The organism is Caldalkalibacillus uzonensis (assembly GCF_030814135.1).
GTDB classification, from domain to species: domain Bacteria; phylum Bacillota; class Bacilli; order Caldalkalibacillales; family Caldalkalibacillaceae; genus Caldalkalibacillus; species Caldalkalibacillus uzonensis.
Window position 1 is genome coordinate 180249 of sequence record NZ_JAUSUQ010000009.1, and the last position, 14180, is coordinate 194428.

The window sequence follows — 14180 nt, forward strand, 5'->3', positions numbered from 1 at the left end:
TTACTCCCCTCCTCGGGATGGACCCGGTTTTTGATCATGAGCCTGCCGCTTTCTATTAGCCTGACCAGTCAGGCGGGGACGGGTATCTGAAGCCCATGCCGGGGCGCGCATCAACACATCTTTTATACTGCGCAAATCAACGGGAGCCATGGGTGACAGATAAGGAACGCCAAACGAACGCAAGGTACACAGGTGAATCACAAATGTAATTACTCCTAACACGATGCCTAGGAGCCCCAGTGTTCCGGCTAATAACAGCAGGGGAAAGCGGAGCAAACGAATAGCAAAGGCCGCATTAAATCTGGGGAAGGCAAAATTGGCGATTCCAGTCAGTGCCACCACGATCACCATTGGAGGGGAGACAATCCCCGCCCGCACCGCTGCCTCACCAATAATCAAACCGCCAACAATGCTGACAGCGGCGCCGATTTGCAAGGGCAGTCTGATTCCTGCCTCGCGCAACACTTCAAAGATAACTTCCATGATAAACGCTTCAACCAGCGCTGGAAACGGAACCACTTCCCGGGAGGCAGCCATGGACAACAGCAAGGTTTCCGGCACCATCTCCTGATGAAAAGTTAAAACCGCCACATACATGGAAGGAAGCACCAGAGCAAGAACCACAAAGCCATAGCGCAACCAGCGAATAGCTGTACCAATCATAAAGCGCTCGTAGTAATCCTCGGCTGCCTGCATGAGCATATAGAACGTGGTGGGAGCGACCAGCGCAAAAGGGGAGCCATCCACCAGCACAATCACATGTCCCTCCAATAAATAAGCACAGGCCACATCAACCCGCTCTGTATTTAACAATTGGGGAAAAGGGGAATAGGGGTTATCTTCAATGAATTCCTCAATATTATGGCTGTCTAGGATGGCATCAACCTTGATCCGTTTGAGCCGGTTGGTCACTTCTTGGACAAGGGTAGGATCCACAATGCCCTCTATATAGGCAACCACAACATCCGTTTGCGAATATCTGCCCACTTTCATTAATTCCGTTTTTAATTGAGGGCTTTTGATTCTGCGCCGTAACAAGGAAATATTAACCTGTATGGTTTCGATAAACCCATAACGGGGGCCTCGGACCACTCTCTCAGCAGGAGGCTCTTCCAGAGAACGTTGCTCATATCTTTCTATACCGACAGATAAACCTGACTTGTGCTGATCAATCAAAATGACAGGGTGACCCACCGAGACTTTATCAACCACATCGGCAAAGGTTTGAACCTCACTCACAGTAGAAATGTTGATCCTCTTTTCGAGCAGCTCTTGTATGCAGTGCTTAGGATGAGTCTGGCCGGCCTCCTCTTTCATCAACGGGGCGAGGAGATTATCATTTAATTCTTCAACATTGGACATGCCTTCTATGTAGATCAACAGGGCTTTCGTTTTTCCACTAATAAAAAAGGAACGAAAGACAACATCATAGCAATTCTTGTAAAGTGAACGAAGCACTTGTTCGTTCTCTGTCAAGGAGCCTGATAAAGGTGTTTGCAGTTCTTGCAGATTTAAATGGGGATTGCGTTTGATTTTCTCTTCCAGAGCTTTTGTTTTACGCTCATCAGCTTTGCTCAACCATTTTCTCCATCTGCGCACCACCTCAGACACCTCCCTTCTGCCCTTTTCTCTAGGTTGTGAAGGTGTGTAGCGAATTATGCACAAAAAAAGACTGCTTCCCAAATGTATAGGAAACAGTCTTAAGCGAGCTTTAAAGAGAGTATTCTGTTATAAACCATGATTCTATCAGTCTGTGACCTTGATGCAGCCAGGGTGATCACTGGTCACATAACCGATCTCAGCTGCATCCACACCTTGCTGATGCAACGCTGCCAGAAGCCCTGCTGCGTCCTGTTCATCTGCCGCCATGAGCAAGCCCCCTGAGGTGACGGCATCACACAGGATCCATTGTTCAATCTCATCAATGCCTTCTGCGTAGCTGACACAGTCACTTAACCAGCGGTGATTCGCTTTAGTTCCTCCAGGGACAATACCCTTTTCCGCTAACCTGCGGGTGCCGGGCAAAACCGGAACCTTCGAGTGTTGAATCACCAGGCCAAGCTGACTGCCCTTCGCCATTTCCGCGGCATGCCCCAGCAAGCCGAACCCGGTTACATCGGTGCAGGCATGAACCTTAAAGCCAGCCATCACTTCTGCCGCTGTTTTATTTAAAGCGGCCATCACCTGCATCACCTGTTGTAACTCTTCTTCACTCAGCAAATCCCGTTTGATGGCCGTGGTTTGGATGCCGACACCGATGGGTTTGGTCAACAGGAGACGGTCTCCCGGTTTGGCCCCAGCATTTTTGAGCACCTTTTCGGGATGGACGACACCTGTACAAGCCAGGCCAAATTTGGGCTCTGCATCATCGATGGAGTGCCCCCCTACCAGGGTGGCCCCTGCCTCGGCGACTTTATCCGCCGCCCCGCGCAGGATGTCAGCCAGGATCGACTTGTCCAGCTTCTTGACCGGGAAGCCGACAATGTTCAGCACAGCCAGCGGCTTGGCGCCCATGGCGTAAATATCACTCAGTGAGTTGGCCGCAGCAATCTGCCCGAACATATAGGGATCATCAACAATAGGGGTGAAAAAGTCGACGGTCTGAACCAAGGCCAACTCGTCTGTCAGCCGGTAAACGCCGGCATCATCAGAGGTATCCAGACCCACAAGCAGATTGGGATCAGGAATCGTTGCTGGCAGATGACGCAACACGTGCGCCAGGTCCTCAGGACCAATTTTGCACCCTCATCCACCCTTGGAGGAAAGGGCGGTTAATTTCACTTTTCCATCCGCCACACCGCTCACTCCTTTCACGCTTAGATTTACACACCCTGGTTGGGCAGCAGCCATCCATAAGATCAGGCTGACCTCCACCTTCTCCCTCTGCCGTCACCCCCTTGCAACCTCTGCTGGCCGGACAAAGTGGCTTCTTTACACCAGGGAGAAGAGCGGGCTTTTCTTCATCAGCCACGAAGCCAGTTCAGAATTTAACAGCAGAGTCTGGCCCGTTTCCCAAGGCAGAAAGAAGAGGACGTGAACCATGAGAAAGACCACAATGGCCATTTGTAAAGCGCCGACCAAAAGTCCCAGACTCCGGTTCGCCAAATTGAGGCCAGGCAAGCGGCTGATGCCATCTAAGATGCGAAAAATCACATGTAAAACAAGTTTGGTGGTGAAAAACAAGAGGATAAAGGCTAAGGCCCCGTAGAAAATACCCTCTGCATTTAGCACAGCCAGCCAGATCCATTCTCCCTCCAGCTGACTGAGTGGATAGGGGATCCACTCTTTCAGGAGAGGTTCCAGTTGTCCCTTGTAGCGGAAAGCCACAATAACAGCGACAATAAAACTGACCAGCCTGGCTGTGTGCATAATAAATCCTCGCCGGTACCCTATCACCATGCCGATGAACAACAGACCGACAATGATGAAATCCAGTATGTTCATGTCTGCTTACCCCTTGTTTCAGCCTCAATCAATTTGATCAGATCTTCATACTCCTGCTGCAGTTTAAAATATTCATCCGCCAGGTTAACAGCGGTTAAAACCGCCGTTTTAGTTGTATCTAATGAGGGATTTTTAGCGGACAGCTCTCTCATCTTTTCATCAACATAGTGAGCAACCTCCTTCATATACGCCTCGGAGGCTTCTCCTTTTAACGTATATTTTTGGCCGAAAATCTCCACGGTTACTTTCCTCACCGGATCTTTTCGCACTAAAAATCCCTCCCAACCTCTGCTTTTTCTATCTTAACATGGCGCCCCATTCTTCGGCCAGTCTCTCAACAATGCGTTGATGAACCTCTTGCACCTCTTCATCCGTCAAAGTGCGTTCGGGATCAAGATAAGTGAGGGAGAAAGCGATGCTCTGCTTGCCTGCCTCAATCCCTTCTCCTGTATACACATCAAAGACATGGACATGTTTCAGGAGCGGAGCCCCTGCGTCCTTGATTGTGCTCAACAGGTCACCAGCAATCACCTCTTGGGCAACCACCACCGCCAAATCCCGCTGAATGCTGGGGAATTTGGGCAAGGGATCGAAAGTGACCTGACCGGGCAGGTGCTTGAACAACCGCTCGATATCCAGTTCAAAGGCGTACACCTCATTTAATTCCAATTGCCGTTCCACATGAGGGTGGATTTGGCCCACAAAGCCGATGCGCTCCCCACCAATCACCATTTCCGCTGTCCGTCCAGGATGATAGTGTTCCCGCTCCACTGCTTTAAACTGAACACCCTGGATGCCTAACTTATGCAGCAATCCTTCCACTACGCCTTTAGCCACGTAGAAATCAACAGGCACCTTCACATGTTGCCAAGGATGGGATTGCCACAAACCGGTCAGCACACCAGCCACCACTTCCTTCTCCCGGGGCAATTCACGCAAATGTGTCTCTTTTGTTAAAAACGTATGGCCTATTTCAAACAGAAATATATCTGTTTGCTTGCGGTTCTTATTATATTGTACCACTTCCAACAGACACGGGATCAATGTGGTCCGCAAATGACTGCGCTCCTCACTCATGGGCATGGCCAGCTTAATCGGTTGTACCTCTTCTGAAAACCAGCTTCCCCAAGAGGCAGAGTACTCATTGGTCAGCGAGTAAGTGACCACTTGGTTTAATCCGGCTGCTTGTAAAAAACGCTTAATCTGCTGCCGCAAACGCTGCAAAGGTGTGCGTGAACCGGGAGTTGTCCGGCCGGCCGGCAAGGTGGTTGGGATCTGATCGTAACCATACAGACGGGCAATTTCTTCTATTAAATCCTCTTCGATGCTAATATCGGACCTGCGGGTAGGGATTTCCACGTTTATTTCGTGACCTAGATTGTCATAATCAAAGTTCAGGCGGTCGAGAATGGCCGTCACCTGTCCCGTGGAAAGCTCCGTCCCCAGCACGTTGTTCAATTTGACCAGATGCAGGGAGACGCGCTGGCGCTGAAAATCTTTAACTTTTTGCTGGGCAGTGCCGGAGAACACCGTGCCGCCAGCTAACTCTGCCAAAAGAGCAGCCGCCCGGTCACACGCCTCCCTCACCCTCTCGGGATCAACACCTTTTTCAAAACGGGTACTGGCTTCAGAACGTAAGCCTAACGTTTTAGACGTGGTGCGAATGGAGAGGCCGTCAAAATACGCCGATTCCAGAATCACATCAGTCGTTTCTTCCGTCACTTCTGAATTGGCCGCCCCCATCACACCAGCGACAGCAATTACTTTTTCGGGATCGGTGATCAACAGCATCCCTTCTTCGAGGGCCCGTTCCTGATCATCCAGGGTGACAACCATTTCCCCTTGCCGGGCTTGGCGGACAATAATCTGGCCGTCTTTGACGCGGCTCGCATCAAAGGCATGCAAAGGCTGTCCATATTCAAGCATGACATAGTTGGTCACATCCACCACATTGTTAATGGGACGGACACCGGCAGCAATCAGGTAATTTTGCAGCCAGATAGGTGAAGGGCCGATTTTCACCCCGGTTACTTTACGGGCCACATAATAGGGACACAGCTCCGGTGCGTCAAGCTGGACCGTTACTTCTGAATCGGTTCTCGTCCCGCTCTCGGTCAGCTTGATCTCTGGCAACCTCACTTCCCGGTCCAAAATTGCGGCCACCTCATACGCAACTCCTAACATACTTAAACAGTCAGAACGGTTAGGAGTCAGTCCCAGTTCCAGCACGGCATCATCCAAGCCCAGGTAGCTCAAGGCGTCTTCCCCCACTTGGGCATCTTCGGGCAAGACCATGATCCCTTGCTTATGTTCATCCGCAATAAAACGTTCATCAATACCCAGCTCCTGAGCGGAACAAATCATTCCCTCTGAGACTTCACCACGTAATTTGGCTTTTTTAATCTTAAAGTTGCCGGGCAAAACAGCCCCTACCTTGGCTACAGGCACTTTTTGACCCTGGGCTACGTTTTTGGCTCCGCACACAATCTGTACAGGTTCCCCTTCTCCCAAATCAACCCGGCACACGCTTAACTTGTCCGCATTGGGATGCTGCATCCGCTCTTGGACATAACCGATCACAACCTCTTTTATTTCCTCGCCGCGTTTGATCACCTGCTCCACTTCAATACCGGACCGGGTTAATTTTTCAGCCAGTTCCTCAGGTGAGATATCACTCAAGTCCACATATTGGCTTAACCAGTTATAGGATACCAGCATGCTACTTCCTCCCTCTCTTCATTCACTATATTCGCCCGAATTGGCTTAAGAAACGTCCATCATTGGTGTAAAAGTGACGGATGTCATCAATCCCGTACTTCAACATGGCAATGCGCTCCACACCCATGCCAAACGCAAAACCGGTATACTTATTGGGGTCATAACCTGCCCGTTCCAGTACCCAGGGATGAACCATACCCGAACCCAGGATCTCAATCCAGCCGCTGTGCTTGCAGACCCGGCACCCTGTTCCGCCGCACAAGATACATGAAATATCTACTTCCGCACTGGGCTCAGTAAAGGGGAAAAAGCTTGGGCGTAGGCGGATCTGCTGGTTTTGCCCGAACATTTCCCGGGCAAACTGTAACAAGATTCCCTTTAAGTCACTCATGCTTACGCCTTCATCCACATATAAACCCTCAATTTGCATAAATTGATGGGAATGAGTGGCATCATCTGTATCACGGCGGAACACTTTGCCCGGACAGATGATTTTAACGGGCACTTGCCCTTTCATTGCCTCCATGGTACGCACCTGCACAGGGGATGTATGGGTTCGTAGCAGAATCTCTTCAGTAATATAAAAAGAGTCCTGCATGTCCCGGGCGGGATGGTTTTTGGGCAAGTTTAACGCTTCGAAGTTGTAGTAATCAGACTCCACCTCTGGGCCTTCGGCAATTTTAAAGCCCATGCCCAAAAATATGTCCTCGATTTGTTCAATCACACCGTTTAACGGATGGGTTGTGCCTTCCCGGACCGGACGTCCCGGCAGGGTCACATCCACTTTTTCCTGCTGCAATTTTTCTTCCAGTTGCTTTTGTTCCAACTCACGGATACGCGCTTCCAACTCTTCTTCAATTTGGCGGCGAATTTCATTCGCCAGCTGACCCACTTTGGGGCGCTCTTCTGCCGGGAGGGCCCCCATACCCCGCAGCACTTCGGTAATCGGGCCTTTTTTGCCCAAGTACTTCACTTTGACCTCCTGTAATTGCCTTACTTCTTGTGCAGCACCGATTTGAGCCAATGCCTCATCTTTTAAGGCAAGCAGTTTATCTTGCATCTTGTCCACCCTTTCTTAAGTGATTGTGTTTTTGATCAACAGACTCATTCCAACTCAACTTTTTCCCTAAAACAGAAAAAAGTCTCTCCCTTTTAAGGGACGAGACTTCGCGGTACCACCCTTGTTAGCCAAACATTAAATCGGTTTTGGCATGTCTTGCTGCCACAAAACTTCTGGCTCACTTCATTGGCATAACGGAATTGACCCGGTCACTGCTACCCCGTTTCCTTAAGCGGAAAGGCTCACAGGACAGCTCCGGAGGGAATTCAACAGCTTCCACCTTAGAGATGCTTCCAGCCCAAGGCATCTCCTCTCTTGAAGGGGAGAGGACTGTCTACTCTTCTCCTTCACAGCTGATCACCATATGTTGTTGTAATAGGCACATATACTCATATTCAGAGATTTATTATAAGCAAAAAATACAACTTTGGCAAATCTAACCGGCTTCTTCTTTAACAAGGAAGGTCATTCATGCGTAAATCCGCTCCAACACCCGATCAGTCACCTGCTCCGGAGAACCGTCATATACTTTATGGCCCTGCGACAAGCCAATAATACGGTCGCAGTATGTTAAAGCCAGATTTACATCATGCAGATTCAGAATGGTAGTCATCTGTTCGCTGTGATGAATCTCTTTAATCAAATCCATGACCTGTCTGCTGGTCACAGGGTCCAGACTGGCCACAGGCTCATCCCCCAAAAGCAGCTTGGGCTTTTGCATCATCACCCTGGCAATGGCCACACGCTGTTGCTGGCCACCGCTTAACTGATCCACACGTTTGTGGGCCAAATGGCCAATGCCGACTCTCTCCAGAGCAGCCATGGCCTGCTCTTTCTCCTGGGCAGAGATGATACCCAGTACATTTTTCCAGAAGGGACGGTAGCCAAAACAGCCCAACACACAATTTTGCAGAGCTGTTAAACGGGGAATCAAATGAAACTGCTGAAAAATCATCCCCATTTCCCTCCTGGCTTGGCGCAATGCTTTGCCGGACAGTTTGGTCATCTCCCTGCCGTTCCAGTTGACTCTGCCTGTGGTGGGTTTGACCAACTGATTAATGCAGCGTATCAGGGTCGACTTGCCGGCCCCACTGCGCCCTAAAATACCAACAAACTCTCCGGGCCTGATTTCAAGATGGATATCCTGCAAAGCTTGCTCTTTCTTCTTATCTGTATGATAGATCATCGTCAACTGTTCAATGACCAGCGCCATGATGGGCCTCCCTGTCGCACAAGGTCTTTGTCACTTTGTGCTGCCAAAAACCGCACAAAAACAAATGCTAAATCACTCGCTGGCGGATCAAACCCCCGACCATATCCACCAGAATCACCAGCAGCATGACAAAAATCACGTACGTGGTGACATCTGCATATTGAAACGTACGGAAGGAATTAAACAGTAACTGGCCGATACCGCCCCCGCCCAGAAAACCCAAAATAACGGAGGAGCGGATGGCCACTTCAAAGCGGTAAAAGTAATGGGAGAGGACATTGGGAATAATCTGTGGCAGAATGCCATACAAAGCAACCATCGCCCGGCCCAACCCCACAGAGCGGACTGCTTCCTGCGGACCTTTGTCACTGGCTTCCACCAGTTCGGCAATCAATTTGCCCAGCACACCGATATTATGGAGCAAGATGGCCATCACAGCAGGAAAGGGCCCCGGTCCGATGGCCATCACCAGAATCAGTCCGATGACGATATCCGGAATGGAACGCAAAAAGCTGAAAATCCCCCGGGTCAGTTGATATAACAGGCTGTTGGGGGAAGTGTTGGCTGCCGCCAGGAAGCTGAGGGGGAGCACAATGAACAGAGCCAAAAACGTCCCCAAAAAAGCCATTTGTAACGTCATTAATATGGCATTAAAAGCAGAACCGGACCGTTCCCAATTGGGCGGAAACCACAAGTCAAAGATCTCTTTAAACCGCCATAACGAATCGATCAGTTTGGGCAGATTGAAACCGGTCCCTACCGCACTCCAGACGGTAAGGACCCCCAACATAACTGCAATCAAGATGTTACGGACTGTTAACCACATGGATGGTTCACCTTAATCCAATTTACCCGTTTCTCTCATCACTTTACGGATTTCATCATAATGTTCATCGCTGGTTGTGGTAAATCCGGTGGCGCCAAAACCGCGCAAAATTTCTTCATCATCGATATTGACAAAGGTGTCCTGAATCAGTTGTATCAGTTCTTCATCCACTTCGGCAGAAACAGCCCATGGGTATTGGTACAACGGCTCTGATTCCCAAATCACTTTAAACTGGTCTTCATCCAGCTTGCCTTGCTTGATCAAAGTATTAAAATAAGCGCTGTCGATGGCCCCTGCATCCACATGCTTGTTTTGCACTGCTTGCCCGGTGGCATCATGGGATCCCAGGTAGCGCACATCTTTAAACTGATGGTTGTTCTCGTCCTCAAACACACCCCGTTCTTTTAGTTCCACACTGGGAACCAAGGAACCGGACGTTGAGTTAATATCACCAAAGGCAAAGCTGACGTTTGCGGCATCCGCAACCAATTCATCCAGCGTATCCCATGGTGCATCCACATGGGTGATAATATAAGAATGATAATAAGGCTTGCCATCAATCAACTGCGTGACAATGGCTTGGGCCCCAGAGCGCTCATTGGCGATGACATAAGTGGACGGCCCCAGATAGGCCATTTGGATATGGTGGAAATTTAAAGCTTCAACCACCGCGTTGTAATCCGGATAGACTTCAATCTCAACATCATAGGGCAAGGCCTCATCAAGAATGGCTTCCAGCTTTTGCATAGGGACTTCATAATCCCCTTCGGTCAAGGCAGGAATCACCCCGATTTTAAACACCTCAAATGACGTGTCAGCGGCAGCGTCATCTCCCTCTCCCTCAGGCACTTCCTCATTGTTTGGTACCGCTTGTTCATTAGCTGTACCGCAGGCAGTTAAAAGCAGAATAAAGGCAAACAAGATAATCGCTACTCTGTGTTTCATGCTCTCTCCTCCTATCCCATATGCTCATCTATCGCCCTAAACAAGGCCAGATAACGGTCAATTTCCCGCTCCGGGTTAAAATGCTGCTGAAACTGGGCTTTGGCGTTGTTCACCATCTGCAGGGTTTGTTCAGGATTATCCAATAACTGCAAGACCAAGTGGACAAATTCCTTAGGCTGTTCATATAGAAAGCCTGTTGCCCCATGGGTGATGACACCCCGGTTGCCTGCGTTATTGCGGGCAATAACAGGAATGCCAAGGCCCATAGCTTCGCATAGGGCAGCGGACTGCCCCTCTTCCAGGGAACTGTTAACCACCACATCTGCCTGGGCATATATCTCACCCATTTGTTCAAAGGGAACTGGTTCAAGGTACTGCAAAAAAGGATTATCCCGGCATGCAGCCTGGACACCACGGACTACATCCTGTTCCAGACGTTCACCGATCACCGTCACTTTTAAACCTGGGAGTTGAGTGGCCAATTGCTGCCAGGCAGCCAAGAGATGGAGTACATCTTTGACCTTTCTCAGACCTGAAGGCAATAAGATGTGATACCCCTTGCTAAGTGCTTCATCCCGGCTGAATACCGGTTGTACTTTTTCCGCCGGGGGCAACACAATTCCCTGGGGCACCACCACTGATTTATCTGCCCACCGGCCATTCAGACGGGCAACAATCCTTTTCGCTTCCTCGCTAAACAGTGTGATGGCCCCTGCCTGATCAAGCACCCTCTGAACAACCGCCGGTATGTCAGCATTTATCCATTGTGCAAAATCCACATGAATATCGGTTCCTCCCATGGTGAGCAGATACTCATGAGGCAGTGTACAGCCTGACTGTTCCAGCCAGGAAGCAAACCGTGTGACATGTAAAATATGAATCCATGTACCCTCACGGAGCTCAGTATACAGTGCCTTTCAGTCCAGTCCCTCTGTGTAAGCCAAAACAGTGACCTGAAATCCCCGGGCCCGGTAGCCGGCAGCGATCCGCCGGGCTGTGACGGCATTGCCCCGTGCTCCAGAGATATATGGGGTTAAAAATAAAATCCGCTTTGCCATAACCAATTATAATACACCTCTTCACTTTTTGTCATACTTAATGCTTACCATGCTTTTGACATTGAATGTGATAAAGTAAAATGCCTGCAGCGACACTGACGTTCAAAGATTCAGCATGTCCAAAGATGGGAATTTTAACGTTATCATCCGCCAACTGCTGCAGGGCGGGATCGACACCTTGGGCCTCGTTGCCCACTAACAAAGCTACTTTCTGTTTTTCTGTCACCTTTAACTCACGCATGTCAACGGCCTCTCTGACATCTGTGCCGATCACCAGCCACCCTTCCTTTCTCAACTCCGGAATAAGATTGATTAAATCATCTGAGTAAAAAGGAAGGTGAAACACAGCCCCCTGGGTGGAACGCAACACCTTCCCTGACAAGGGATCGGTCGTTCCTTTTCCCAGTATAACAGCGTCCACCCCGGCCGCCGCTGCTGTGCGGATCATCGTCCCCAGATTACCGGGGTCCTGGACGCTGTCCACTAAAAGCAGCATGTCCCCCTCATGGATATATTGCTTGAAGGGGGGAAACACCGGCCGCCTTACAGCCAAAATAATCCCTTGAGGCGTTTGTGTCTCAGCAAGACTGTTAAATAAAGACCGGGGCAAAAGAAAGGTCCTGATCCGGTGTTCCTCCGCTACTCGGATCCATTCACCCGCCTTATCATAATCCTCACTGATGATCATGTCAACAACAGAACAACCGGATGTAAGAGCCTCTTGCACCAAATGTTCTCCCTCCACCAGAAAGAGACCGGCCCGTTCCCGTCCTTTTTTAGTCGCTAACTTTTTCCACTCTTTGAAACGCGGATTGTGTTTGGAACAAATCTCTTGCACCATATATGATCCTCCCTGATCTTAGTTTGGCCGTACATACTCCCAGGTGATGCAGATCATAATAAAGTTAAGCAATGAAATGCTGAACCTTATGCACTGACTAAATCTTTACGATTAATATCATGAAACGGAGGGCCTGTCCATGGATCTCAATTTGCGTGAAGCGATTAAGAATAATATGTCCGGCAGTGATGAAGCCCAGATCCGCCACACCATTGTGGATGCCATTCAGAGTGGGGAAGAAAAAATGCTTCCCGGACTGGGTGTTTTGTTTGAGTTAATGTGGCAAAATGCCGACCAAGATACACAGCAGGAAATTTTACAATACATTAAAGCCGGTTTGCAGTAACAGAAAAATTTTAAACTTGGCATCAGAATAAAAAGTGATACCCAAGGCCGCCAACCATTGGGTATCACTTTTATGATGCATAGATTACACTATCCACGCAACTGTTTAACAGTAGCCCAATCCAAACGTTTAATCACTTCCACCAAAAGCTGCACAGTATGTTCAAAATCATCCCGGTGCAATATAGCTGCATGACTGTGAATGTAGCGGGTAGCCACTGTAACTGCCAAGGACGGAACACCGTTACCCGTCAGATGCATCTTACCTGCATCTGTGCCTCCGCCGGCCATTGCATCAAACTGATAAGGAATATTGTTTGCTTCTGCCACTTCGACCACCAGATCCTTTAATCCCTTATGAGCAATCATGGACGCATCGTACAATACAATTTGCGGACCTTCACCGATCTTGGACAGGGCTTCCTCAGGCTTGATCCCTGGGGTATCCCCGGCAATGCCCACATCCACGGCAAAGGCAATATCAGGCTGGATATGGTGGGCGGAGGTTTGGGCTCCTCTTAAGCCAACCTCTTCCTGGACGGTGCCTACACCAAACACCTGGTTAGGATGATCTTCATTTTTGAGACGCTTGAGCACTTCAATGGCAATGGCACAGCCAATACGGTTATCCCAGGCCTTAGCCATCAACAGCTCCGGTTTCTTCATCACAGTAAATGGGCAGATTGGAACCACAGTATCCCCGGGACGTACACCCCATGATTCCGCTTCCTCTTTGCTGGAAGCACCAATATCGATAAACATGTCCTTTTTATCCACAGGTTTTTTGCGTGCTTCGGCCGGTAAAATGTGCGGAGGCTTGGAGCCGATCACACCTTCAATTTCCCCTTCCCGGGTGACAACCAACACGCGCTGGGCCAGCATCACCTGCTCCCACCAGCCCCCAAGGGTTTGGAATTTGAGGAACCCCTTCTCAGTAATCTGCGTTACCATAAAGCCGATCTCATCCAAGTGACCGGCCACCATCACCTTTGGTCCGTCTGCCCGCCCTGTTTTTCTGGCAATCAGGCTGCCTATATTGTCCGTTTCAACAGCATCAGCATAAGGCTCTATCCAGCGTTGCATCACCGTGCGTACCTCTCGTTCATGGCCTGGGGCGCCAGGTGTTTCAGTCAATTCTTTAAACATGCGCAAAGTTTCATCCAATTGTGTCATGCTAATTCCTCCCAATCCAATGTATCTGTTGCCTAATTATACCTAATGATGGAAGGTGCTACAAGTTGCCCATCGTACTGTTATACGTGTCAACTCAAATAAAAATCTTACCGAACATAAATTGATCACTCATTAAAAAATCTAACCCAAACACCATGAAATGGTGAGAGAAAGGCATTGCCTCTTGGTTCCCTCACCTCTTCTCGCCATCAGGCTGTCAAGGGCGGCGTAGCCGTCGCCTAGCGATTGCTGTAAGCAACCCTTGACAGAACGATAGGCGAGAAGGGAAAATAAGGGAAGAGGCAAGCCTGCTAGGCATGGATGGTGTATTTAGCCTTGTCAGCCAAGGGTGTCTGAGGTCCTTCAGCTAACAAGGTTTCCAAAGATCGATGCATCTCCATCGGATTCAGGGCTTGCCTTTTTTTTTATCAACGCTTCTTGTTTATGTGGCAGAAGTACTCCTTTTTCGATGAGGCGGTCAAATGGCGTTTTTGCCTGATCGTAGCGCTTTTTCACTTTTGCTCCGTTCCGCTGTTTTTCAACTACCTTACGCATGG

At 49.4% G+C, this 14180-nt stretch carries 15 protein-coding genes and 1 other annotated feature; of the genes, 1 reads left to right on the plus strand and 14 read right to left on the minus strand.

Annotation, left to right across the window (positions count from 1 at the left end):
• The 12 genes from J2S00_RS13035 to J2S00_RS13090 form a co-directional block, all read right to left on the minus strand.
• On the minus strand, positions 1–1602 hold the full coding sequence (locus J2S00_RS13035) for a spore germination protein (protein WP_307340475.1): 1602 nt from the start codon (positions 1600–1602) through the stop codon (positions 1–3).
• 144 nt (positions 1603–1746) lie between these two features.
• Positions 1747–2796 (minus strand): selenide, water dikinase SelD, encoded by a 1050-nt coding sequence (selD, locus tag J2S00_RS13040; RefSeq protein ID WP_370875877.1) that lies wholly within the window; start codon positions 2794–2796, stop codon positions 1747–1749.
• Between the two features lie 135 nt (positions 2797–2931).
• Complete coding sequence (locus J2S00_RS13045; protein WP_307340478.1) at positions 2932–3444, minus strand: CvpA family protein; 513 nt, start codon at positions 3442–3444, stop codon at positions 2932–2934.
• Entirely contained in the window at positions 3441–3713 is a 273-nt protein-coding gene (zapA, locus tag J2S00_RS13050) for a cell division protein ZapA (protein ID WP_307340481.1), read from the minus strand. The genes J2S00_RS13045 and zapA overlap by 4 nt, the downstream gene beginning before the upstream one ends.
• Positions 3714–3741: 28 nt before the next feature.
• Complete coding sequence (gene pheT, locus J2S00_RS13055) at positions 3742–6162, minus strand: phenylalanine--tRNA ligase subunit beta (RefSeq protein WP_307340484.1); 2421 nt, start codon at positions 6160–6162, stop codon at positions 3742–3744.
• A gap of 25 nt (positions 6163–6187) precedes the next feature.
• Positions 6188–7222 carry a phenylalanine--tRNA ligase subunit alpha gene (gene pheS / locus J2S00_RS13060; RefSeq protein ID WP_307340486.1) on the minus strand — a complete coding sequence of 345 codons (1035 nt, stop codon included), beginning with the start codon at positions 7220–7222 and terminating at the stop codon, positions 6188–6190.
• 92 nt (positions 7223–7314) lie between these two features.
• Positions 7315–7582: a binding site (T-box leader), on the minus strand.
• 109 nt (positions 7583–7691) lie between these two features.
• Positions 7692–8435 carry a phosphonate ABC transporter ATP-binding protein gene (gene phnC, locus J2S00_RS13065; RefSeq protein ID WP_307340488.1) on the minus strand — a complete coding sequence of 248 codons (744 nt, stop codon included), beginning with the start codon at positions 8433–8435 and terminating at the stop codon, positions 7692–7694.
• A gap of 67 nt (positions 8436–8502) precedes the next feature.
• Positions 8503–9261 carry a phosphonate ABC transporter, permease protein PhnE gene (phnE, locus tag J2S00_RS13070; protein WP_307340491.1) on the minus strand — a complete coding sequence of 253 codons (759 nt, stop codon included), beginning with the start codon at positions 9259–9261 and terminating at the stop codon, positions 8503–8505.
• 12 nt (positions 9262–9273) lie between these two features.
• Entirely contained in the window at positions 9274–10206 is a 933-nt protein-coding gene (gene phnD, locus J2S00_RS13075; RefSeq protein ID WP_307340493.1) for a phosphate/phosphite/phosphonate ABC transporter substrate-binding protein, read from the minus strand.
• Between the two features lie 11 nt (positions 10207–10217).
• Positions 10218–10985, minus strand: coding sequence for a glycosyltransferase (locus J2S00_RS13080; protein ID WP_307340496.1), 768 nt, complete (start codon positions 10983–10985; stop codon positions 10218–10220).
• Between the two features lie 138 nt (positions 10986–11123).
• Positions 11124–11264, minus strand: a complete 141-nt coding sequence (locus J2S00_RS13085; protein ID WP_307340499.1) for a hypothetical protein — start codon at positions 11262–11264, stop codon at positions 11124–11126.
• Positions 11265–11301: 37 nt separating this feature from the next.
• On the minus strand, positions 11302–12105 hold the full coding sequence (locus J2S00_RS13090; RefSeq protein ID WP_307340502.1) for a TrmH family RNA methyltransferase: 804 nt from the start codon (positions 12103–12105) through the stop codon (positions 11302–11304).
• A gap of 139 nt (positions 12106–12244) precedes the next feature.
• On the opposite strand from J2S00_RS13090, the gene sspI reads away from it, so the two are divergent.
• Positions 12245–12451 (plus strand): small acid-soluble spore protein SspI, encoded by a 207-nt coding sequence (gene sspI / locus J2S00_RS13095; RefSeq protein WP_307340505.1) that lies wholly within the window; start codon positions 12245–12247, stop codon positions 12449–12451.
• Positions 12452–12540: 89 nt separating this feature from the next.
• Here the strand turns inward: sspI and J2S00_RS13100 are convergent, their stop codons facing one another.
• Together J2S00_RS13100 and J2S00_RS13105 are read right to left on the minus strand one after the other, a co-directional pair.
• On the minus strand, positions 12541–13623 hold the full coding sequence (locus tag J2S00_RS13100) for a M42 family metallopeptidase (protein WP_307340507.1): 1083 nt from the start codon (positions 13621–13623) through the stop codon (positions 12541–12543).
• Positions 13624–13986: 363 nt separating this feature from the next.
• A partial coding sequence (locus J2S00_RS13105; RefSeq protein ID WP_370875874.1) for a hypothetical protein occupies positions 13987–14180 on the minus strand: 194 nt, incomplete at its 5' end.

Coding starts and splice junctions, on each gene's coding strand:
- J2S00_RS13045 (WP_307340478.1), bottom strand. CDS start 3,444: ATGAACATACTGGATTTCATCATTGTCGGTCTGTTGTTCATCGGCATG.
- pheT (WP_307340484.1), bottom strand. CDS start 6,162: ATGCTGGTATCCTATAACTGGTTAAGCCAATATGTGGACTTGAGTGAT.
- pheS (WP_307340486.1), bottom strand. CDS start 7,222: ATGCAAGATAAACTGCTTGCCTTAAAAGATGAGGCATTGGCTCAAATC.
- phnC (WP_307340488.1), bottom strand. CDS start 8,435: ATGGCGCTGGTCATTGAACAGTTGACGATGATCTATCATACAGATAAG.
- phnE (WP_307340491.1), bottom strand. CDS start 9,261: ATGTGGTTAACAGTCCGTAACATCTTGATTGCAGTTATGTTGGGGGTC.
- phnD (WP_307340493.1), bottom strand. CDS start 10,206: ATGAAACACAGAGTAGCGATTATCTTGTTTGCCTTTATTCTGCTTTTA.
- J2S00_RS13085 (WP_307340499.1), bottom strand. CDS start 11,264: ATGGCAAAGCGGATTTTATTTTTAACCCCATATATCTCTGGAGCACGG.
- J2S00_RS13090 (WP_307340502.1), bottom strand. CDS start 12,105: ATGGTGCAAGAGATTTGTTCCAAACACAATCCGCGTTTCAAAGAGTGG.
- sspI (WP_307340505.1), top strand. CDS start 12,245: ATGGATCTCAATTTGCGTGAAGCGATTAAGAATAATATGTCCGGCAGT.
- J2S00_RS13100 (WP_307340507.1), bottom strand. CDS start 13,623: ATGACACAATTGGATGAAACTTTGCGCATGTTTAAAGAATTGACTGAA.